The following is a 22,235-nucleotide window of genomic DNA, read 5'->3' on the forward strand; positions in this document are numbered from 1 at the left end:
CGACGGAGAGCCAGCATGGCGGATCAGCAGGGGGGGCGGCTTGTAAAAGATTGCATCTGGGCACGAAATTCGGCGGGAGTCAGACCGAATGCCTGACGAAAGCCGTGGTGAAAGTGACTCTGATCGAAGAAGCCGACTGCCAGCGCCACCTCACTCACCGCCATGCCGCTCGCCAGTAACCGCTTGCCCTGCTCCAGCCGCAGCCGTTTCAGCCAGGCGTAGGGGGTCATGCCGCTGCGTTTCTTGAACTGGCGCAAGAAGGCGAAGCGATCGAGCCCGAGCAGACCCGCCAACTCTTCCAGCGAGTGGGGTTCGTCGAGGGTAGCCATCAGGTAGTCGCGCAGAAATCGCAACTGGGGATCCGCCAACTGGTGTACCTCGGGGGCCAGATGCAGCAGCTCTCCCAGCAGGGCGAGCAGCTGGCTCTCGATAAGCAGGCCATCGGCCTTGGGGTTGTCGAGATAGCCGTGCAGCTGGGCAAAGCCCTGATAGAGGTCGGGGCGGCTCTGCAATCCCTTGTCGAAGAAGGGTTCAGGCTGCTCTGGCAGCCAGAGCGCCAGCTGCTGCGGATCGATGGCGAAGACCCGCACCTCGTACCCTTCCGGCAGCAGGCTGAGGCCGTCGTGCACCTCATCCGGGTTGACGGTAGAGAGCACCCCGCGCACCAGATGGTGACTGTTCCCCTTGTGGATAAACTTCTGGCCACCCCGCTGCACCAGCCCGATATGGTAGTCGAGATGGACATGGCGGCCGTAGCTGAACGCCCTGTGGTGGGAGTGTGACAGCTCGACACCCGGCAGGTGCGGGGATTGCCAGTAGCGGATGAGGGAATCGGTGGTATTCATGGGTTATAGATACACCAGAAACAGGCTTTGGGCTTGTAGATTATTGTATTTCGGCCGTGCAGTAGTCCTGCTCAACCTCGCAATTATGCTCACCGCTAATCAACCTTAACTTTGATGTTGTTTTTATCTCTGGAGTATATTGGCGGCTCCATTCACCACCCCCTATCACAGGTAAACTCATGAGAGTGTTATTGGCGCTGTTGTCTTTTTTTGCAGTGGCGGTGAGTGCAGATGAAAAGCCACAGGTTCCCTATTACGACTGGGGCCGATGCCCTTTTGAAGGTTGTACCTATCAGCAATGGACAACCAAACAGGAGGTGGTCGCCAGAGCAGAGCCTTCGCTGGCCGCCAACATCCTGTTCAAGGTGCCACGCGGCCAGCATGTAGAGGGACTGACGGGTGTCGTCATCGTCGAACAGCCGGGGATAGTCAAGGTTCTTAAACCGGTCACACTCGGTTATAACGACAAGAGTGAAGGCCCGCTGCTCAAGCTGAAAGCAGGCGAACAGCTGTATACGCTGGCCAGTCTCGGGGAAGGGGCGATGCAGTTCTGGTACAAGGGCAAGACCTATACCCTGGACTATGACTACGAGCGCAACCAGATCAAATATGTTGCCACGCCGAAGAGCCAGTGGTGGGTGAAGATCAGGGACAAGCAGGGACGTGAAGGCTGGGTTGCCGAAGCCAAAAACTTCGCCCATATGGATCGTTTCGAATAAGTGAGCGAGGGTCAGCTCCCCGAGAAGGGGGAACTGACTGGTGATGACTTACAACTTGGGCTGCAGCTTCATCTCCTGCAGATACTCCTGCACCTGTTGCTTGTAGTCCGCCTGATAGGAGAACTTGGTGCTGTCACTCGCCGCAATAAGGTTCACCGCGGTGCAGAACAGGGTGGCAGCCAGCAACCCCTTGCCGACCCACTGGGGATGGTTGCGGCTCCAGCTAACCAGCAGTAGCAGGATCGGGAACAGGGCGTAGGGGAATATCAGCATCAGGTGCCAATAGTTGAAGATGATGGGCGAGAGCGCCGCACTCACCAGCACCGCCAATATAGCCGCCAGCGCATAGAGGCCGAGCCAGCTCGTGCCGTCCACTGGCGCACGGTCGCTGCGCAACAGGCGCGGCTTGAGATCGCGCCATAGTTGCCAGTTGGCCTTGGCCGCCAGCAACACGGTCGCAGCGCCCACCCCGTAGATCACCACCCGCCACAGCCAGACGGCCGCCATCTGCAAATATTCATGACCCGCCAGCCAGATGAACTGGGTGTCGTTGACCAGCTTGCTGGCAAACAGCCAGGAACCGTAACGCAGCCAGTAGATCACCGACTTCAGCACCGGATAGACATGCACCAGACCCCAGCCGATATAACGCTGGCGCGCTTCGGGATCGACGTTCTGGGTGATGTGGCTATTGTTCATCACTTCCATGGCGTAGGGGATCAGGGATGCACCGATCAGCAGGGCAGCGACCACCACCCCACTCCAGCTCACCTTGAGAATACGGCGCCAGAAGAGGTAAGTGGAGATCACAGCCAACAGCGGCCAGGAGTAGTGCAGTTGCATGGCCATACCGATCGCCAGCAGGTGCACTATCGTGTGCCAGAAGGAGGCACGCTCGCGCATATGCCAGGCAGACCAGCAGTGCATGGCCGAGAAGAGGAACAGATAAGAGGGGTTGTAGAGCAGACTCTCGTATTGGAACCAGGGGTTGAGCCAGCAGAGAACCAGAAACAGCAAACGCACCCTGTCATCAAACACCTGGCGGATCACCGCATCAAACAGCAGGAATCCGACCAGCCGCATAGCCAACAGCAGCACCATAGGCGCGTAAGGTGAGTCCCACAGCAGTAGCGGCCCACCAATCAGCCATGCCGACAAGCTGCCCGGCACATTGCCCACTGCACTCGCCGCATTGCCATAGCTGAGCCAGACCCCCTCATAGGCTCCAAGGTAACCCTTGTAGAGCATCTGGGTCTGGTCGCCGGTGAGGAGCTGATTAACAGAAAACAACCAGGAGAGCAGCAGCCCGGCAAATATACAGGCCGCGAATAATGCGTTATGGTAGCGCCCACTAAGACCAATCATTGATCCACACCTATTGAAAAAATTGCTAACGACTTTAACAGTTGCCACCTGATTTTGCTCGTTTACGATTCACATTTTTAGTAGATTTACCAGTCAGTTATGAGACCCGCGGAGCAGTTATGACCCCACCCGTTAAAAAGTTTTTATTCATTGTTGAAGACTTGTATGGTGGTGGTGCGGAAAAGGTTCTGCTCAATACCGCATCCTTGCTAAAAGATGCAGGTATCGATGTTACCTTGTTTACCTTGCGGGAAAAAATAGACCATACGCTACCTGACAACATTCACCCGATTAATCTTGGCATTGTCACAAAGCTGACTAAAGCCATATCCAATGTGGCGATTGAAAAAATACAAGCATCTCTGATCTTGAAAAAAGTCAAAGAGATCTCGCCTGACGTAATTATCTCATGCTCATGTGACAAAATTACCAGACACCTGCCTGACACACTGAATATTTATTACTGGATCCACGGAAATGTCACCGGCTTTGCCAAAGACAATGCCAAAGGATATGAAAAATTCAAGCGTTTCTATAATGGCAAGAAACTGATCTGCGTATCTCGTGGCATCGCGGACGACATTTTGCACAATGTAAGAGCCACACCAAAATCGTGTCAGGTTATCTACAATCCGTTTGATATCGAGAAAATTCAGGCGTTGGCCGATGAGCATTTCAGCAAGCCATTCGACAAGTACTTTATCCATGTCGGCACCTTTGAAGAGCGAAAACGCCACGATCGCCTCTTGCAGGCATATCAGCTAAGCGGCGTCGCTACGCCACTCGTCCTGATGGGAAAAGGGGAGCGACGTCCTCACATTGAAGCCATGATCGCGGAGATGAATCTTGCCAACCAGGTGAAGATAATCGACTTTCAGAAGAATCCATATCCCTATATCAAAGCTGCGCAGGCACTTATCCTGACATCCGATGCTGAAGGGCTGCCAACAGTGCTTATTGAAGCACTTATCTGCCACACACCAGTTATCAGCGTAGATTGTCCATCTGGACCTGCTGAAATATTGACGTTACCACTTGATAAGTTTCTAATACCGCTAGAAGATATCAATGGACTGGCTATGGCAATTAAAGTTGTTGATAATAAAAGAACAATTGTTAATCCAGACAGTTATCGACTTTTTTCTAGTGGAAGTGTAACTAGGAAATTTATATCGCTATGAGCAAGAGTTGGGGTATTCCCCAACTCTCTAGAGATAATCAGCAGACCATTTTTCAAATACCGCTCTAAATTCCGCAATATTTATATAATTCACATCTTGTTGTCCGGACTTTGTTTCTGCATAGATAATACTTGAGCGAGGATTGTTTGGATGCCACTCTACATTTTCTGGCATCCCAAAATTTTCATTGTAAATACCAAGAACCGGTTTATTCAAACCTGTTGCTATATGCACTGTGGCTGTATCTACAGACACCATGCCGGCACAATGCCTTACCTGTGCAAAAAGCGCAGCCAAGGATGGGCTATGATGGTCAATAACGACCCTGGTCGGCTCACAAACACGAGACATGATATATTTAACGTCCTTCTCACGCCCCGGTGGATATAATAGACAAATATTATAGTCTGATGAATCCAACATTGTGTTGACTAGCTCTATAGTTTTCTCAATACTGAAACAACGGGATGTACCGCTACCATATGGATTGAAACACAAAGTTTTATTACTTGGCCACCAAGACTCGACCCTATCTTCATAATCTTCGATATAAGGCACAATATAGCTAGTGTCTGGGTTAACCACACCCATATGCTCCAACAGTACCTTAAATTTTGTTGAAAAGTGCATCCCAGCCGTTTTTTGACCCAGCTTGAGATTAATACAATCAAGCTCATCATCAACCCCGGCTACATGTTTGCTGCCAACTTTAGAAACAAAATAAAGATCTTTCATCTTCATTTTTTGGCTAAAATGCACGAGGTAGTCCACGTTACCCAACTCTTTGGCCAAATTTTTTAGCTCTATATAGCTAGCTCTCTTTGGTATTTCAAAAACACAGTCAAAATTAAAAAAATCTCTGAACAGCGGGGCCATTGTGGGGGTTGTGATAACGTAAACCTTCCTATTTGGAAATTTATTTTTAATCTCCCGTGCCACCCAAGAGGAGACGATTGCATCACCAAGCTTTGCATCCCATCGGACAAAAACAGTGACACCATTTGATGACGAAGTCGCCGATGGGCTACGATCAAATAGCAGGATCCCTAGCTTACGGCGAAGCATATCCCTCCAAAACTGCAAGGATTTAATCACAGTCATCACCTCCATTATTTTTCTATATGCTGACCATAATTCCTGTCATCAATAGTAGACTGAAATAGGCCTACATCCAGACAGCAAGGTTCTACGCCAGCCGCACTCAATTTATTCCACTGCAAGCGGCCAGTAAGATAATCCGCAGGCATTCTAACTGGGTAAGCATGCTGTAAAAGTTTACGAGCACCATTTAAGGATAAAATATATCCAGCTGTGGATATAATACCTCTATTTGATTTTTTACTAGGCCGACAATAACTTGCCAAGCGGTATCCCTCAGGTAGCTTTCGCGTCCAAGGCCATTTCTTTGCCTTCCCATGATGGATAAATATTATATCCGAAGACATTTTCTGTAATGCCACATCAATGATACTTTTGAAATGCATATGAAGATATATGTCATCTTCTAATATAATGGCTTTTTCGATTTTCTTACTCACCATCATCTCATATAATTTAATATGGCTTAGTGCACAACCAACCTCCCCCAAGCTTAGTGAATGGCCACAAAGTTGCTCTGCCAAATTAATATCAACATTAGCCAGGTCCGCATCGCTTAGCTGTTTTCCATCTACAGCGTCCCAAAATGTAAAAGATAATCCCAAGTGAGCCATTTGCTTTTCAATAGCTAAGCGCCGATCATGGCTGCGCAATAAACTAATAACAAAAATAGGAATCATCTAACACCTCTATTATCTTGATTCTGGAGCCAGATAAATAATAACCCCAATGTGTAGAGAAACAATATGTTTTGATGCTCAAAAGGAACATCACTCAAACCATCAATGGCTAAAGAAATTGGTAGTAACACTGCAATTGAAGTTACACCCCAGAGCTTTGCAGCCCACCATATGGGAAGTCCCAAAAATAATAAAATTGCTACACCACCAACAGCACCACGAATAATCAAGTTTTGCATATATTGATTGTGAGAATGAGCTAAAGACGGATGTAGTAATAAAGGAGAGCTAACTCCAGATGCGACTAATGATTTTTTTATGGCATCAAACCCATCCGTACCCACCCCAAAAATGGGAGCGGAGAGAAAACCTTGCCACGCCCCTTGCCAGGCTACCAAACGCAGCCCCCAAGAGGTTCCATAAGAACCTGCCTCTGCGTTCTTGAGATCAGAAATACTGGCCTGAACCCGTGCTTGCAGCACATTGCTGTGGTGGTAAAACGCAGTGCTGCCACTCAACAACATAATCAAAAAGATGAAATATTTGAGCGGCTTTTTTATCGATTTGATAAGCACAATCAACCCAATAACGGCTATAAATGCCAGCCAAACACCACGGCTCTGCGAAGCATAGAGACTGTAAAGAGCCATCAAAATAGACAATAATGCTGCCCCTTTCTCCCATCTTGGGAGATATATCTCTTTGCATAATCCCCAAGCCAATAAAGCAATAACCAAAGATGCCTGTGAAAATAGAATTGCATTGGTAAATCCATCAACCCTCGACGCCCCTTGATATTGCTGCCATAGGCTTATACACCCCATACTAATCCCACCAATAATGATGGCGTATTGGCTGATTTTTATAACAATTTCTTTTCTAGGAACCAAAAAACCAAATAAAACGACATACACCAGACTACGCATCACACCATACTGATCACCATGTATAATACGGTTAATAAAGATGAATCCGGCATATCCAAGAAATAGCCATAATATGCGACGATCTTTTAACCCTATATCCCATTTTCTCCATATGATAAGATTAATGAATCCGATCACGATCGAGATTACCAATAAATTAGCAAGGATACTCTTTCCATTTGGCAATAGGAAAAGACCACAAAAAGTAAATGCTAATGTTGTGGAAAATAATATAGTGGTCAGGCGTTCGAACAAGACGCTCATGGCAGATGACATTGACTACTTCCTGAATACATAATTCCCGCGGATCTTGCGCCACAACCCGAATACATCAGTACGTGGGAAGATGGCAATCCGGCGGATCTTAAAAGGGTCCTGGTGCATTGCTTTGGGGCCACTATTGGTAGCAACGGCAAAACGATACCCGGCGGCGATAGCCTGCTCCTTGGCACTCTCGTTCATATCTCCGTAAGGGTAGGCAAACGAGAGCAGCGGATGGCCAAGCAGGGCCTCCAGTTGGCGTTTATTCTCCTGAATTTCATGGGCTTGTTGTTCAGGGGTGAGCTTGCTCAAACGGGGGTGAGTCAGAGTATGACCACCAATTTCCACATGACCGCTGGCAGCCAGCGCCTTGACCTGCTCACCACTCATCAATGAAACCTTGGTATCCGGATTGGTCGGATGCTCCACATCCCAACGGTTATAGCCTTCACCGGTAACCACGTACACCACGGCTTTATAACCATATTTTTCCAGCAGCGGCAGCATGCGGGTCAGATTGTCCTGATAGCCATCATCGGCAGTGATCATCAGGTACTTCTTGCCGTATTGCAGACGGTGGATAAAACCTTTGTCCGCCAAATCGCGGAAAGTCAGGGTTTCGTAGCCTAGCCACTTCATCAGTCGCAGATGCTTCTCGAACATGGCGATCGGCATCCAGGTGCCGTGCACTCCTTTCTCGCTATCCTGCTCGATAAAGCGGTGGTACATGATGATCGGCATCTCCCGGCGCAGGGTTTCGACTACGGCATCCTGATAGATGGTTTCGAGGCCAGATACTACCCCCTGCAAGCCATACTCATCCTGAATGCGTTGGCGAATGACTTCCGGCACCGTCTTGCTGGCCAGGGCAGATTCGATTTCTCCCTTCAGGGCGTCAAAATCAATGGCCAGATCCTTGGGTCCAATGTCGCCGAAGTTGCTAGCCAGCGCTTCATCCAGATTCTGTTCAGTCACCAGACCGATTGCCCTGGCTTCACCAATGGCAAAGGCGGGCCGACCACAGAGCAGTGCTTCCATCGCCACCCGACCGGCACCAATCACCAGATCGCAACTCGCCAGCAGAGCGGGCACATCATCGACATAACCGACAAACTCGGCGCGACCTTCGAAACGGGCAAAGCGCTCCGGCACCTTGGTACCGCTGACAATCCGCACCCGACAGGCATCCAGATCAAGCACTTCGTCGAGCAGGCGGTAACAGAGCTCCCCTTTGGGGCCGCTCAGGCGCCCAATGATGGCGATCACCGGCTTTGGGTTGTCCGGCGCAGGCACAGGCTGGAATTTGTCGGTTTCGATACCGTTGCGCAGCACCTGCACGATCGCGGGATCGACCCCCAGATTGTCGACTATCTGATGGGCAATATCCTCACAAACGGCAACCGCTCGATAGCCGAGGGCATGGAAGGCTTTACGCGAAGCGTGCACCGGCTGGCGACCATGCACCGTGGTAATCATCGGGGTGCCAGTCAACTTGCAAGCCACATAACTGCTCCAGCCGGAGGCGCGGGAGTGAGCATGCACCAACTGAATATGGTGTTTCTTGATGAGGTATATAAGGTAAAAGACGTGCCAGAAGCGTCGCAGAATGCTGCGTTTGTTGAATCTCAGCGTGAAGACGGGGCCAAGAGTCGGTTTGGTCAGGGTGTCTGAAACGTAAAAAACATTGTGACCACGCCGAGTCAGTTCGTTACCGACCGTAGTGGCATAGACCTCAGCTCCCGTTACCTCGAGCTGGGAGAGTGCCATCAATACATTCATCCTGTGCGCCCTCCGCCAAAAATACCCGAACATATCACACAATGGGAAGAGTGTTTGCTCTCACCATCCAATAACTGCTCGATCTGTCTCATACTCTCCCGCAGATTGAAAATCTTGGCTCGCTCCTTCGATAAGGAACTATATGTTGATAGCATCTTTTTATTTTCAACCATTTGGCGTATTGCCAATGCCAGCGCATGTTCATCCCCGACAGGAACAAGAACACCATATTTTCCACCATCAAGAGCTTCATTAGGTCCAGTACAATCTGTTGACACAATGGCCTTTCCCAACGCCATCGCCTCAACGAGTACAACTGGATAACCCTCATAGTATGAAGACATGACAAATAGATCACTAGCAGCAAGAAATGGATATGGATTTTCTTTGAATCCAAGTAAACTTGTACTGCTACCAATATTATTGTTTTTTATAAATAACTCGAGCCCCGCTCTATCATCACCCTCCCCTAAAATAGTAAGGTGATAATTAGCTCCGGCATCAATATTTATCTTATGAGCAGAAAGTAATATATCGAATCCTTTTTGGGCATTGCATAACCGTCCAATAGCAATAACTTTTATTTTCCCTTCACTCGTAATAGGCTCATGACTCTTCTGCATTATGCCATCGATATCAACAGGGTTATAAACCACATGAGTATATGATTTCACCTCAGGATACAAATTCAATAATGCATCTTGTGCACCTTTAGAGACACAAACAATCTCATCCATTTCCTTATAAACTTTTCGTTCAACTTTCCTGGGAAGAATTTGATGACATATCAAGTCTATATGGACCCACGCTATTTTTCGTACAATAGCATTCAGGTGGGATAACAACAGCGAGCTATTGCCTTCCAAAAATGCCACACCGACATCATATCGTTCGCTAAATATGAAACTGGCCAAGCATTTGGTATTGACAACAAAATTCCACCAACGTTTTTTAATAGAAAATAAAATTTTCCGCTGAAACCACCCCGATGGTTCGGTCGGCAACAGAAATTTTACTGTTACATTTTTGGGGACCTGAGATAAATATACACCCTCACGCCTCAATAAAAGCAAAGTTATAGCGTACTTACTAAAATCCAAACGCTTAAGCGTTTCAACAAGGACCTTTTCGGCGCCTCCTCCGCCCAATGTTTCCATTATAAATAAAACTTTTTTCTTCATGCTTACCACATAGAAAATAATGAAAAAGCCGCCTGATTGGCGGCCATTCCGCAAGAGCGAATAATTAAGCCCGGTTGAGCCAGGCCATGTAATCCGCTACCCCTTCGGCAACGGTTTTGAACTCGGCGTCATAACCCACGCTGCGAAGCTTGGTCATGTCAGCCTGGGTGAAGCTCTGATAGCGGCCCTTGAGGTGATCTGGGAAGGGAATGTACTCGATGGCCCCCTTCTGATGATGCTTGATCACCGCTTCGGCCACGTTCTGGAACGGCTCGGCACGGCCGGTACCGCAGTTGAAGATGCCGGAGTGTTGCGGGTTCTGCCAGAACCAGAGGTTTACCTTGCAGACGTCGTCAATATAGATGAAGTCACGCATCTGACCACCATTCGGGAAGCCATCGCAACCTTCGAACAGCTTGGGATTCTCGCCCTTCTTCACCTGGGTATTGAGGTGGAAGGCAACGGAAGCCATGGAGCCTTTGTGCTGCTCGCGCGGGCCGTAGACGTTGAAGTACTTGAGGCCAACGACCTGAGAGTTGATCTCCGGCATCCAGCGGCGCACGTACTGGTCAAACAGCTGCTTGGAGTAGCCGTAGACGTTGAGCGGCTGTTCGAACTTGGGATCTTCGATGAAGTTGTCGTTGCGGCCACCGTAGGTCGCGGCAGAAGAGGCGTAAATAAACGGGATTTCACGCTCGATGCAGTAGTGGAACAGATCCTTGGAGTACTCGTAGTTGACCTCCATGATGAACTTGCCGTTCCATTCGGTGGTAGCAGAGCAGGCGCCTTCGTGGAAGATCACCTCGATGCCGTTGTCCCACTCTTCAAACTCGTCACCAGAGACGATCCGAGCCTGAAACTCGTCTTTGTCCATGTAGTCAGCGATGGTCAGATCGACCAGGTTGACGAACTTGGTGCCGTCGGTCAGGTCATCAATGACCACGATATCGGTCCGTCCTTGAGCGTTCAGCTGCTTGACCAGATTGCTGCCGATAAAGCCAGCACCGCCAGTTACTACGATCATGGAGTTTGCCTCTCGTACGTTGATGGCTACATGTGACTGCTTGTTAAAGCTGTGTATAGTGAGCCAATTTGAAATTGCCGAAAAGTTTATCACGGGCCGTCCGGGGATTCGACCTTGTTCAAAACTGCCCCGAGCGGAACCTGTTGGAGGAATGAGTGATGAAAACCAGAGACAGGATCATTCACAGCGCGACCGAGCTGTTCAACGATCAGGGTGAACGCAACATCACCACCAACCATATTGCGGCGCACATGGGCATCAGCCCGGGCAACCTCTACTACCACTTCCGCAATAAAGAAGACATCATCCACTCCATCTTCGACCAGTATGCCCGTCACCTGAGCGAGAGCTTCGTGCCGACCCGCAACCGTGAAATCACCCTGCAGGATCTGATGGGCTATCTGGATGCCATCTTCTATCTGATGTGGCAGTTCCGCTTCTTCTACGCCAACCTGCCGGACATCCTGAGCCGTGACGAACCGCTGCAGCAGAAATACCTCAAGGCCCAGGAGCAGATGCGCTCCTCCGTGGTCGCCCTGCTCAGAAGCCTGCGCGAAGGGGGCATTATCGATGTCAGCGATGAAGACCTGCCGGATTTGGGCCAGACCATCAAGATGGTGGTGACCTGCTGGATCCCGTTCCAGATTGCCCAGGCCCCCAACACCCGCATCACCAAGCCGCTGCTCTATCAGGGCGTGTTGAAGGTGCTATTCCTGCTGCGCCCTTATGTGCAGCCCCAGGTTGCCGGACAGATCCAGCAGCTGGAACAACACTACCGTCAGCTGGCCCAACCAGCTGGGTGAGATCTGTTTCACATTTGTTGAATATCAGCACAATCATTTGAATTTACCGCAACAGATTGCAGTAAAATGTCGCCCTCTGTTGATACGCAGCTGAAATAGCCAATAAGGATCGAGGATGTCTAACGGATTCTATAGTCACCTGACCGAGCAACTGAACCAGGTGCAAGCTGAAGGGTTGTACAAGCAGGAGCGCATCATCACCTCCGCCCAACAGGCCAGCATCGCCGTCGGCGGTGAGCAGGTACTGAACTTCTGTGCCAACAACTATCTTGGGCTGGCCAACCACCCGGATCTGATCGCTGCCGCCCATCAGGGACTCGACAGCCACGGCTTCGGCATGGCCTCGGTGCGCTTCATCTGCGGCACCCAGGACCAGCACAAAGCGCTGGAGAAGAAGATGTCTGCCTTCCTCGGCACCGAAGATACCATCCTCTACTCCTCCTGTTTCGATGCCAATGGCGGTCTGTTCGAGACCCTGTTCGGCGCCGAGGATGCCATCATCTCCGATGCCCTCAACCACGCCTCCATCATCGACGGCGTGCGGCTGTGCAAGGCCAAGCGTTATCGCTACGCCAACAACGACATGGCCGAGCTGGAAGCCCAGCTCAAGCAGGCTGACGCCGATGGCGCCCGCTTCAAGCTAATCGCCACCGACGGTGTCTTCTCCATGGATGGCGTCATCGCCGACCTCAAATCCATCTGCGATCTGGCAGACAAATACGATGCGCTGGTGATGGTGGATGACTCCCACGCCGTCGGCTTTATCGGCGAAAACGGTCGTGGCACCCACGAATATTGCGGCGTGATGGATCGGGTCGACATCATCACCGGCACTCTGGGCAAGGCGCTCGGCGGCGCGTCCGGCGGCTATACCTCCGGCAAGAAAGAGGTGATCGACTGGCTGCGTCAGCGCTCCCGCCCGTACCTCTTCTCCAACTCGCTGGCCCCCTCCATCGTTGCCGCCACTATCAAGGTGATCGACATGCTGGCGGAAGGTCACGACCTGCGCGCACGTCTGAAAGAGAACAGCCGTTACTTCCGCGAGCGAATGAGCGCCGCCGGCTTTACCCTGGCCGGTGCCGACCACGCCATCATTCCGGTGATGCTGGGGGATGCCAAACTGGCCTCCGAAATGGCAAGCCGCATGCTGGCAGCCGGCATCTATGTGGTGGGCTTCTCCTTCCCTGTAGTGCCCAAGGGTCAGGCCCGCATTCGCACCCAGATGTCTGCCGCTCACACCCGCGAGCAGCTGGACAAGGCGATCGACGCCTTTATCCGCATCGGCCGTGAACTCGGCGTTATCTGATTTGAATCAAGGGGCTGCAGCCCCTTTTTTCTGCATTCATATTGAAGGAACAGCCATGAAAGCACTCTCCAAACTGCACAAAGAGGTCGGCATCTGGATGACGGATGTGCCGGCCCCCGAGCTCGGCCACAACGACCTGCTGATCAAGATCCGCAAAACCGCCATCTGCGGCACCGATATCCACATTTACAACTGGGACGAGTGGTCCCAGAAGACCATTCCGGTACCCATGGTGGTCGGCCACGAATATGTTGGGGAAGTGGTCGCTATCGGTCAGGAGGTGCGCGGCTTCGCCATCGGCGATCGGGTCTCCGGTGAAGGGCATATCACCTGCGGTCACTGCCGTAACTGCCGCGCTGGCCGCACTCACCTCTGCCGCAACACCATTGGTGTTGGCGTCAACCGCCCGGGCGCCTTTGCCGAGTATCTGGTGATCCCCGCATTCAACGCCTTCAAGCTGCCGGACAACATCCCGGACGAGCTGGCCGCCATCTTCGACCCGTTCGGCAATGCGGTGCACACCGCCCTCTCCTTCGATCTGGTGGGTGAAGATGTGCTCATCACCGGGGCGGGTCCTATCGGCATCATGGCTGCCGCCGTCTGCCGCCATGTGGGTGCGCGCCACGTGGTGATCACCGATGTTAACGAATACCGGCTGGAGCTGGCCCGCAAGATGGGCGCCACCCGCGCGGTCAACGTGGCCAAGGAGAAGCTGGCCGACGTGATGAGCGAGCTGGGCATGACCGAAGGCTTCGACGTGGGGCTGGAGATGTCCGGCGTCCCGAGCGCCTTCCAGGAGATGCTCGACAAGATGAACCACGGCGGCAAGATCGCCATGCTTGGCATCCCCCCCTCTACCATGGCCATCGACTGGAACAAGGTGATCTTCAAGGGGCTGTTTATCAAAGGGATCTATGGCCGCGAGATGTTCGAGACCTGGTACAAGATGGCCAGCCTGATCCAGTCCGGGCTGGATCTCTCCCCCATCATCACCCACAGATTCCACATCGACGAATTCCAGCAAGGGTTCGATGCGATGCGCTCCGGCCACTCCGGCAAGGTGATCCTGAGCTGGGATAAATAGGCCGTTTCACCCCTTGGTTACCCGAAACCCGGCGAATGCCGGGTTTCTTTTTATCTCCACCACCCAAATTGCCGTGATATCAGCCAAAACTTTGTACGCAGAGTGTTTAACACTTCACACACAAGCGTTTAAATGGCTGTAACTATTCGGTTATAATCCCGTCGTTTACATGGATAATAAAAGACTGCTGGGAGTATATGAGCGTGTTGAAAAAACTGAGCTATTTGCTGGCTGTCGGGATGACGGCCGCCAGCTTGTCTGGGGCAGTGCTTGCTGCCGATGAGATGTCACCGGAGGCCATTGCCGAGCGGATCAAACCAATCGGTCAGGTCTATACCGCCAAGGATCTGGAAGGTATTGCCGGCGCGAGTGCTGCACCGGCGGCGACCGCCTCTTCCGGTCCCCGCGATGGCGAAACGGTATACAAGGGCGCCTGCTTTGCCTGTCACGACACCGGCGCCGCTGGTGCCCCCAAACGGGGTGACAAGGCAGCCTGGGATCCTCGCATCGCCCAGGGCATTGATACTCTCAAGAAACATGCCATTGAAGGCTTTACCGGCAAGTCCGGCATGATGCCTCCGCGCGGCACCTGTGCGAACTGTAGTGATGAAGAGATTGAAAACGCCATCCACTACATGATCGACAAGCTGTAAGTATTTGAAAGGGCCGCAATTGCGGCCCTTTCAATCTATCGGCTTCCGACTACTCTTGTAAGGTAGACATATCGGGAGTTGCACATGTCGGCCCAATCCATCGAACCCCACTACTCAACTCCTCTGTTGGCGTTGGTCTCTGCCATTATGGACTTCCCGGCGCCACAAACCGCCACATCTGACGATTACGATGCCCTGATCCAGCAGATTGACCAACTCTGCCCGCTACAACATTTCGGCATGCTGGGACTCTCCGATACCGGCCTTAACTGGCTTTACGCCTACAAAGTCAGTGATATCTTCAAGCAACAGCTGGGCCGGGAGCAGTCCCGCATCACCGATCAGCTCACCCAGTTGGACGAAGCCGAAGGTTGGTGCGTCTTCCCCATCGAGCATGGTCAGATACAGTGGCTGCTGGCGCGCGGTACCCCAGCCGACCTGCCGACCCTGCGCCTGCTACTGGAGTGTCTCTCCAAGCGGCTGACCGAAACCCAGGCGGGCTCCCATCTCACCGAGTTGCCTTCACCCCTGATCCGCAAAGACCCGAACTGGAAAAAGAAAATTGAAAGCATCAGCCGCATCATGCGGCTCGCCAACACCTTGCCCGGTCAGGCGCTCTTCTCCCAGCTGGAGGCTGTGCTGCGCCAGATGCTTGCCATCGAGGATATGCTGCTAGTCAGGGTCCACAGCCATGCTCTTGAGAAGACCTATCCAGTACATCCTCGCCAAAGCGATGAATTCATCAGCAGTTTGTGCCACAGCACCAGCAATATCGAGGTGAACAGAGAGGCGATCTACTGGTACAGCATGCCGCTACGGCTGCAACAACAGTACTTCGCCCACTTCATCATCAGCACAGCGCAACCGCTGGAGACAGACGACAAGCTCTTTCTCGACTTCCTGCGTGGTCAGCTGACCCTGCTGCTGGAGCTGAGGCGGATCCGCCAGCAGCTCAACGACATCAATAGTGAAGACTCCATCAACCAGCGCTTGCAGCAACTACGCCAGACCAATCTTCGGCTGCAAAAGCAGCTCAAGCAGCATCAGGAGCTGGAGCGCAGGCTGCAATTTGATGCCCTGCATGATCCGTTGACCCAGCTACCGAATCGGGCACTGCTGATGAACCACCTTAATCAAGCCATGACCCACTACAACCGCTACAAGTCGCCGGGATTTGCAGTGATCTTCATCGATGTGGATCACTTCAAGCAGATTAATGACACCCTGGGCCACAGTGCCGGCGATCAACTGCTCAAAGAGGTGAGCCGCCGCCTGCAGACCTGCATCCGGCAAAACGATATGGTGGCCAGATTGGGGGGCGACGAGTTCGTTATTTATCTTGATAGCAGCAAACATGAAGATGACATCAGCCCGGTGCTCAACCGTATCATCAGCCGTCTCTCCTATCCGTTCCGGCTGCTCGGCAATGAGCTGAGTATTACCGTCAGCCTGGGGGTATCGAGTGTGTCCGAACAGACATCGGATATCAGCCAGTTGCTCCATCAGGCCGATCTGGCCATGTACCAGGCCAAACGTAATGGCCGTAGCCGCATCGTCAGCTATTCAGAGGATTGTGTTCATCAAAACTGGAACTCGCCGGAAGAGATGCTGGCTCGGGCTCTGCGGGAAGGACGCATCGTCCCCTACTACCAGCCAGTTATCAGGCTACAGGATAGCCGTCTGACCGGGCTGGAGGTAATGGCGCGCTGGCTGACCGAAGAGGGCATTCTCAAGGATGCATTCGACTTTATTCCGCTGGCGGAACAGTGTGGCCTTATTCTGGAGCTGGATTATCAGATCCTGCGCCACACCTGCCAGCAACTGAAAGTGTGGCTGCCAATCTCGGGCCAGAGCAAGTTCAAGGTCGCCATCAACCTCTCCGGCAAACATCTGGTCAACCATGAACACATCATGCGGTTGGTGGACATTATCGATGAGGAAGGGATAGCACCTGGCTATCTGATCTTTGAATTCAATGAACGGGAGCTATCACGCCAGGATTCCGATGCGCTAGCCTCCCTGCATGAACTGCGTGCCAAGGGCATTCAGATCAGCCTGGACGACTTTGGTACCGGCTTCTCCTCCCTCAACGCCCTGTTCCACTTCCCGGTAGATTACATCAAGGTGGATGACAGCTTTACCCAGCGGATGCTGCAATCGCCCAAAGATTTGGCTCTGATCCGCGCCATGCGGGATATCTGTCAGGATCTCGATTACACCCTTGTAGTCGAGGGGATCGAGAACCAGCAGCAGTTGCAGAAGCTAATCGATATTGGCTGCCGGATGGGGCAAGGGCGCTATATCTCTCCCCCGATGCCGGGAGCAGACATAGTGCCGCTGCTTACCCCGGCCAATCCTTAACGTTAATCCTTCTTGAACAGCGCCCGCAGGTTGGCAACACCGACCTGCCCCTTCTGCTGGCGCTCCTCGGCAGTCACCTTCCTCTGGTTTTCCCACTCCAGATCGTCCTGCGGCAGCTCCAGCAGGAAGCGGCTCGGCTCTGGCCGTACCGACTCGCCAAACTGGCGTCGCTCCTTGCAGAGGGTGAAGGTAAGCTCGGTCTGAGCACGAGTGATACCCACGTAGGCGAGACGCCGCTCCTCCTCCACGTTATCCTCGTCGATACTGGTCTGGTGAGGCAACAAACCCTCCTCCATCCCCACCATGTAGACATAGGGGAACTCCAGCCCCTTGGAGGCATGCAAGGTCATCAACTGCACCTGATCGGCATCGTCTTCCCCCTCATTGCGCTCCATCATATCGCGCAGGGTGAGTCGAGTGACCACCTGAGCCAACGTCATCGACTCCTCCAGCTCATCCCCTTCCAGCATCTCGGTGATCCAGCGATAGAGGGTGGAGACGTTCTGCATCCGCATTTCGGCCGCTTTCGGGCTGGGGGAGGTCTCGTATAGCCACTCTTCGTAGTGGATCTCCTTGATCATGTCCCGCACCGCCTCCACCGGATTGCCCCGCAGCGCTTGATCGCCAAGGCGAACCAGCCAGTTGGTAAAGGCCTGTAATGCAGTGAGGCCACGGCCAGAGAGGTGCTGCTCCAGCCCCAGCTCGAAGCTGGCGGCAAACAGGCTCTTGCCCCGCTGATTGGCGTATTGGCCGAGCTTTTCGAGGGTAGTGGGGCCAATCTCGCGGCGCGGCAGGTTGACCACCCGCAGGAAGGCTGTGTCCTCATCCGGATTCACCAGCAGCTTGAGGTAGGCCATGATGTCCTTGATCTCGGTGCGGGAGAAAAATGAGGTGCCGCCGGAGATACGGTAAGGAATCCGGTTGGTCATCAACGCCTTCTCGAAGATGCGCGACTGATGGTTGCCCCGATAGAGGATGGCGTAATCCTTGAACCGGGTGCGGTTCATAAACTTGTGGCCCATCATCTCGGCAGCAATCCGCTCCGCCTCGTGCTCCTCGTTCTTGGCGAACAGCACCTTGAGCTTCACCCCTTCATCCAACTCGGAGAAGAGCGCCTTGTCATAGACGTGCGGGTTGTTGGCGATCAGGATGTTGGCGCACTTGAGGATCCGCCGCTTGGAGCGGTAGTTCTGCTCCAGCTTGATCAGCTTGAGGCTGGGGAAATCTTCACTCAGCAGAACCAGATTCTGCGGCTTGGCACCGCGCCAGGAGTAGATGGACTGGTCATCATCCCCTACCACGGTAAAACGGGCACGCTCGCCGACGATCTGCTTCACCAGCTCGTACTGGCTGGTGTTGGTGTCTTGGTACTCATCGACCAGCAGATAGCGGATCTTGTTCTGCCAGCGCTCACGCACCTCCTGATTGCTCTTGAGCAGCAGGGTCGGCATCACGATGAGGTCGTCAAAATCCAGCGCGTTATAGGCCACCATCTGGCGGTGATAGCGCTCGTAGAGCTGAGCCATCAGCACCTCTTCCGGCCCACGGGCGATGCGCATGGCGCGGGCTGGCAGGATGAGGTCGTTCTTCCAGTTGGAGATTTGGCTGATCAGTGCCGAGAGCTTGTCCTTGTCGTTGTCGAGCTCGTCTTCAGTCAATTCTTTCAGCAGCGCCAGCTGGTCGGTGTCGTCGAACAGGGAGAAGTTCGCCTTGAGATTCAGGCTCTTGTGCTCCCGACGAATGATATCGAGACCCAGTGTATGGAAGGTGGAGACCATCAGCCCCCGCGCTTCCTTGCGACCCAAAGTCTGGCCAACCCGCTCCTTCATCTCCCGTGCCGCCTTGTTGGTAAAGGTAACTGCGGCGATGTTGCGAGCGTTGTAGCCGCACTGCTGCACCAGATAGGCAATCTTGTTGGTGATGACGCGGGTCTTGCCCGATCCGGCACCCGCCAGCACCAGGCAAGGGCCGGAAACATACTTGACCGCTTCGTTCTGATTGGGGTTGAGCTTCATGGGCCGGATCTCTTGGCTTATGATGAGGGGCGGCATTGTACCAGAAATCACCCGATGAGCCGTACCTGCTGCACAGCAGGCAGCCGCTCATCGGGCTTATCGCACCTTGTGTTCGGGCGCTATTTTCAGGATCATGGCCGACCTTTCGAGATGATGACTTTTTCCGGATGATGAGGGGAGCATGAATCAGCAACAGCACGACCAACTGCGCAGCCAGTTTCCGGCCTTGGCGCAGGAGGTGAACGGCCACCCTCTGGTCTATCTGGACAACGCCGCCACCACCCAGAAGCCGCAAGCGGTACTGGATGCCATCGCTCACTACTATGGGGCCGACAACGCCAACGTGCACCGCGCCGCCCACGCCCTGAGTGGCCGCGCGACCCGGGCCTTCGAAACAGCCCGCGAGACGGTCGCCCGCTTTATCAATGCGCCTTACTCTCGCGAGGTGATCTGGACCCGCGGCACCACGGAAGCGATCAACTTGGTTGCCCAGAGCTGGGGGATGAGCGAGCTCAAGACGGGGGATGAAATCATCCTCAGTACGCTGGAGCACCACGCCAATATCGTCCCGTGGCAACTGGTCGCCCAGCGCACCGGGGCGGAGATCCGGGTTATCACGCTCGATGAGCGAGGCGATCTCGATCTGGCCGCCTATCACGCCATGCTGGGGCCACGCACCCGACTGGTGAGCGTAGCTCACGTCTCCAATGCCCTCGGTACAGTCAATCCGGTCAAAGAGATAGTGGCTGCCGCCAAAACGGTTGGCGCCGTGACGCTAATCGACGGCGCCCAGGCAGTGGCTCATCTCGAGGTGGATGTGCAAGCCATCGGTTGCGACTTCTACGCCTTCTCCGGCCACAAGCTCTATGGCCCGACCGGCATCGGTGTGTTGTGGGGCCGCACCGAGCTATTGGAGCGGATGCCGCCTTGGCAAGCAGGTGGCGAGATGATCGATCGGGTCAGTTTCAGCGGCACTACCTTCAATACCCTGCCTTTCAAATTCGAGGCGGGCACCCCCCATATCGCTGGCGCTATCGGCCTCGCCGCCGCCATCGACTTTGTGATGGGGCAAGATAGGGAATGGCTCGCCCAACATGAGCAGGCACTGACCGACTATCTGGCCGCTGGTCTGCAACAGGTGCCGGGGCTGCGTCTGATCGGCGAACCCGGCAAACGCGCCGGTGCGGTCTCTTTCTTGCTCGACGACATCCACCCGCAAGATGCTGCTACCCTGCTCGATATGCAGGGGATCGCCCTGCGAGTCGGCCATCACTGCGCCATGCCACTGATGGAATCCCTCGGGATCGGCGGCACCATGCGCGCCTCGCTGGCCTGCTACAACAATCGGGACGATGTCGATACCCTGCTGGCCGCCCTGCACAAACTCAGTGACTTCTTCTAAGGCAGACAACCGAATGAGTGACCTCGCAAGATATACCCAGATTGGCCTTGAGCCCAACGCCGACACCATCCGCCAGCAGTTTGCCGCCGCTCACGGCTGGGAGAACCAGTACCGGCTCATCATCCAGCTCGGCAAGCAGTTGCCGGTGCTACCCAGCGAATGGCAGCAGGAGGAGTTCCGCCTCAAGGGGTGTGAAAGCCTGGCCTGGCTGAAGGGGGAACAAAGCGAAGATGGTTGCTGGCACTTTGCCTGTGATTCCGATGCCCGCATCGTTCGGGGCCTTATCGTCATCGTGCTGGCGGCGCTCAACCACCAATCGTCTGCGGCGATCCAGGTTTTTGATATGGAAGGCTATTTCAGCGAACTGGGGCTTGAGAAACACTTGAGCCCGTCACGAGGTAACGGGCTCAGAGCGATCGTACTGGCGATCCGGGAACAAGCGGTCTAACCCGCCTTGTGCAGAGGTCGATTAGGCTTCACCAATCGACCCGGCGTTTTCATTCCCGGCTTCTTTCTCGGCTCGGGCGCCCCGCTCGGCAATCTTCTTCAATACCCGGGACGCGGCAACCAGCCCGAAGGTTGCCGTCACTGGCGTCACAGCGCCAAAACCGGAAGCGCAATCCATCTTCATGGTGCCATCGCTGGCCGCTTTGGCCTGACAGGTACCGCCATTGCCATCCGGATAGCTCAGCTGCTCGGTTGAGAAGACACACTCCACTCCGAATTTGCGTGCAGGATTCTTGCTGAAGTTGTGCAACCGGCGCAGGTCGGAGCGCACCTTGGCGGCCAACGGATCCTGAATGGTCTTGGCCAGATCCGCCACTGTGATTTGGGTCGGGTCCATCTGCCCGCCAGCACCACCCGCTACAATCACCGGAATCTTGTTGCGCTTGCAGAAGGCAATCAGCGCCACCTTGGCTTTGACCGAGTCAATGGCGTCCACCACATAGTCAAACTCCCGCTTGATATGCTCAGCCAGGTTATCGGCAGTGATGAAATCGTCCACCTCGATCACATCGCAATCCGGATTGATGGTGCGAATGCGCTCGGCCATCACTTCTGTCTTGAGGCGACCAACCGTCCCCTGCATGGCGTGGATCTGACGATTGGTGTTGGTGATGCAGATATCGTCCATGTCGATCAGGGTGATCTGGTTGATACCGGCACGGGCCAGCGCCTCCGCCACCCAGGAGCCTACGCCACCGATCCCCACAACACAGACCTTGGCCTGGCTAAAGGAACGCAGTGCGTTCTGACCATAAAGACGGGCAATGCCCCCGAATCGCTGTAGATATTCTGCTTTCATACCACCACCTTGCTTGAGGGCGGCCATTATAACGACAACCAACGCCAGCGGCGATGGCAGAACCGGAGAAAATCGGGAAGGACAAACAGAGACAATGGCAGAGAAGAGAGAATAAAGGTCAATTATTAGACGATTTTCTGAGTTGTAGCTAATAAAAAACCCCGCTCATTGAGCGGGGTTTCTTGTATTGGGTGCCTGGCAGTGTCCTACTCTCGCATGGCGAATGCCACACTACCATCGGCGCTA

Annotated in this window: 19 protein-coding genes; 9 read left to right on the plus strand and 10 right to left on the minus strand. The window is 53.5% G+C overall.

Annotation, left to right across the window (positions count from 1 at the left end; genetic code table 11):
* Positions 1-23: 23 nt before the first annotated feature.
* Positions 24-845, minus strand: a complete 822-nt coding sequence (locus G5154_RS13095) for a helix-turn-helix transcriptional regulator (RefSeq protein WP_288728174.1) — start codon at positions 843-845, stop codon at positions 24-26.
* A 179-nt stretch (positions 846-1,024) separates the two neighbouring features.
* Here G5154_RS13095 and G5154_RS13100 point away from each other — a divergent pair, with 179 nt between their 5' ends.
* Positions 1,025-1,564, plus strand: a complete 540-nt coding sequence (locus G5154_RS13100; RefSeq protein WP_005342503.1) for a hypothetical protein — start codon at positions 1,025-1,027, stop codon at positions 1,562-1,564.
* 48 nt (positions 1,565-1,612) lie between these two features.
* On the opposite strand, the gene G5154_RS13105 is transcribed toward G5154_RS13100, so the two are convergent.
* Complete coding sequence (locus tag G5154_RS13105; protein WP_421251052.1) at positions 1,613-2,812, minus strand: 3-deoxy-D-manno-octulosonic acid transferase; 1,200 nt, start codon at positions 2,810-2,812, stop codon at positions 1,613-1,615.
* A gap of 236 nt (positions 2,813-3,048) precedes the next feature.
* Between G5154_RS13105 and G5154_RS13110 the strand changes: the two genes are divergently transcribed.
* Positions 3,049-4,110 carry a glycosyltransferase gene (locus G5154_RS13110; RefSeq protein ID WP_421251008.1) on the plus strand — a complete coding sequence of 354 codons (1,062 nt, stop codon included), beginning with the start codon at positions 3,049-3,051 and terminating at the stop codon, positions 4,108-4,110.
* 27 nt (positions 4,111-4,137) lie between these two features.
* Here the strand turns inward: G5154_RS13110 and G5154_RS13115 are convergent, their stop codons facing one another.
* From G5154_RS13115 to rfaD, 6 genes are all read right to left on the minus strand, one after another.
* Positions 4,138-5,211 carry a glycosyltransferase family 9 protein gene (locus G5154_RS13115; RefSeq protein ID WP_216979750.1) on the minus strand — a complete coding sequence of 358 codons (1,074 nt, stop codon included), beginning with the start codon at positions 5,209-5,211 and terminating at the stop codon, positions 4,138-4,140.
* A gap of 8 nt (positions 5,212-5,219) precedes the next feature.
* The gene (locus G5154_RS13120; protein ID WP_216979751.1) at positions 5,220-5,888 is read right to left on the minus strand and encodes a glycosyltransferase family 25 protein; all 669 of its coding nucleotides are present in this window, start codon (positions 5,886-5,888) and stop codon (positions 5,220-5,222) included.
* Complete coding sequence (locus G5154_RS13125) at positions 5,885-7,090, minus strand: O-antigen ligase family protein (RefSeq protein ID WP_411241689.1); 1,206 nt, start codon at positions 7,088-7,090, stop codon at positions 5,885-5,887. The genes G5154_RS13120 and G5154_RS13125 overlap by 4 nt, the downstream gene beginning before the upstream one ends.
* 3 nt (positions 7,091-7,093) lie before the next feature.
* The gene (locus G5154_RS13130; RefSeq protein ID WP_421251007.1) at positions 7,094-8,854 is read right to left on the minus strand and encodes a polysaccharide deacetylase family protein; all 1,761 of its coding nucleotides are present in this window, start codon (positions 8,852-8,854) and stop codon (positions 7,094-7,096) included.
* Positions 8,851-10,035: a glycosyltransferase gene (locus tag G5154_RS13135; RefSeq protein ID WP_421251006.1), complete on the minus strand. Its 1,185-nt coding sequence runs from the start codon at positions 10,033-10,035 to the stop codon at positions 8,851-8,853. Before G5154_RS13135 ends, G5154_RS13130 begins: the two co-directional genes overlap by 4 nt.
* Before the next feature lie 64 nt (positions 10,036-10,099).
* Positions 10,100-11,059 carry an ADP-glyceromanno-heptose 6-epimerase gene (gene rfaD / locus G5154_RS13140; RefSeq protein ID WP_021230709.1) on the minus strand — a complete coding sequence of 320 codons (960 nt, stop codon included), beginning with the start codon at positions 11,057-11,059 and terminating at the stop codon, positions 10,100-10,102.
* A 158-nt stretch (positions 11,060-11,217) separates the two neighbouring features.
* On the opposite strand from rfaD, the gene G5154_RS13145 reads away from it, so the two are divergent.
* The 5 genes from G5154_RS13145 (at position 11,218) to G5154_RS13165 (ending at position 17,266) form a co-directional block, all read left to right on the plus strand.
* Positions 11,218-11,862 (plus strand): TetR/AcrR family transcriptional regulator, encoded by a 645-nt coding sequence (locus tag G5154_RS13145; RefSeq protein WP_005340848.1) that lies wholly within the window; start codon positions 11,218-11,220, stop codon positions 11,860-11,862.
* A 115-nt stretch (positions 11,863-11,977) separates the two neighbouring features.
* Positions 11,978-13,168: a glycine C-acetyltransferase gene (locus G5154_RS13150; protein WP_421251005.1), complete on the plus strand. Its 1,191-nt coding sequence runs from the start codon at positions 11,978-11,980 to the stop codon at positions 13,166-13,168.
* Positions 13,169-13,223: 55 nt separating this feature from the next.
* On the plus strand, positions 13,224-14,252 hold the full coding sequence (gene tdh / locus G5154_RS13155; protein ID WP_005340852.1) for an L-threonine 3-dehydrogenase: 1,029 nt from the start codon (positions 13,224-13,226) through the stop codon (positions 14,250-14,252).
* A 197-nt stretch (positions 14,253-14,449) separates the two neighbouring features.
* A complete protein-coding gene (locus G5154_RS13160; protein WP_058056430.1) occupies positions 14,450-14,905 on the plus strand; it encodes a c-type cytochrome in 456 nt (151 codons plus the stop codon).
* Between the two features lie 84 nt (positions 14,906-14,989).
* Positions 14,990-17,266 (plus strand): putative bifunctional diguanylate cyclase/phosphodiesterase, encoded by a 2,277-nt coding sequence (locus G5154_RS13165; RefSeq protein ID WP_421251004.1) that lies wholly within the window; start codon positions 14,990-14,992, stop codon positions 17,264-17,266.
* A 2-nt stretch (positions 17,267-17,268) separates the two neighbouring features.
* Here the strand turns inward: G5154_RS13165 and rep are convergent, their stop codons facing one another.
* A complete protein-coding gene (gene rep / locus G5154_RS13170; protein WP_042059755.1) occupies positions 17,269-19,281 on the minus strand; it encodes a DNA helicase Rep in 2,013 nt (670 codons plus the stop codon).
* Positions 19,282-19,462: 181 nt separating this feature from the next.
* Here rep and G5154_RS13175 point away from each other — a divergent pair, with 181 nt between their 5' ends.
* Both G5154_RS13175 and G5154_RS13180 read left to right on the plus strand, forming a co-directional pair.
* Positions 19,463-20,683, plus strand: a complete 1,221-nt coding sequence (locus G5154_RS13175; RefSeq protein WP_421251003.1) for an aminotransferase class V-fold PLP-dependent enzyme — start codon at positions 19,463-19,465, stop codon at positions 20,681-20,683.
* Between the two features lie 13 nt (positions 20,684-20,696).
* Complete coding sequence (locus tag G5154_RS13180; protein ID WP_179902894.1) at positions 20,697-21,131, plus strand: SufE family protein; 435 nt, start codon at positions 20,697-20,699, stop codon at positions 21,129-21,131.
* A gap of 21 nt (positions 21,132-21,152) precedes the next feature.
* On the opposite strand, the gene tcdA is transcribed toward G5154_RS13180, so the two are convergent.
* Positions 21,153-21,989: a tRNA cyclic N6-threonylcarbamoyladenosine(37) synthase TcdA gene (tcdA, locus tag G5154_RS13185; RefSeq protein ID WP_421251002.1), complete on the minus strand. Its 837-nt coding sequence runs from the start codon at positions 21,987-21,989 to the stop codon at positions 21,153-21,155.
* Positions 21,990-22,235 lie beyond the last annotated feature (246 nt).

Origin of the sequence: Aeromonas sp. 600527 (assembly GCF_049175415.1) — a bacterium.
GTDB lineage: Bacteria > Pseudomonadota > Gammaproteobacteria > Enterobacterales > Aeromonadaceae > Aeromonas > Aeromonas veronii_A.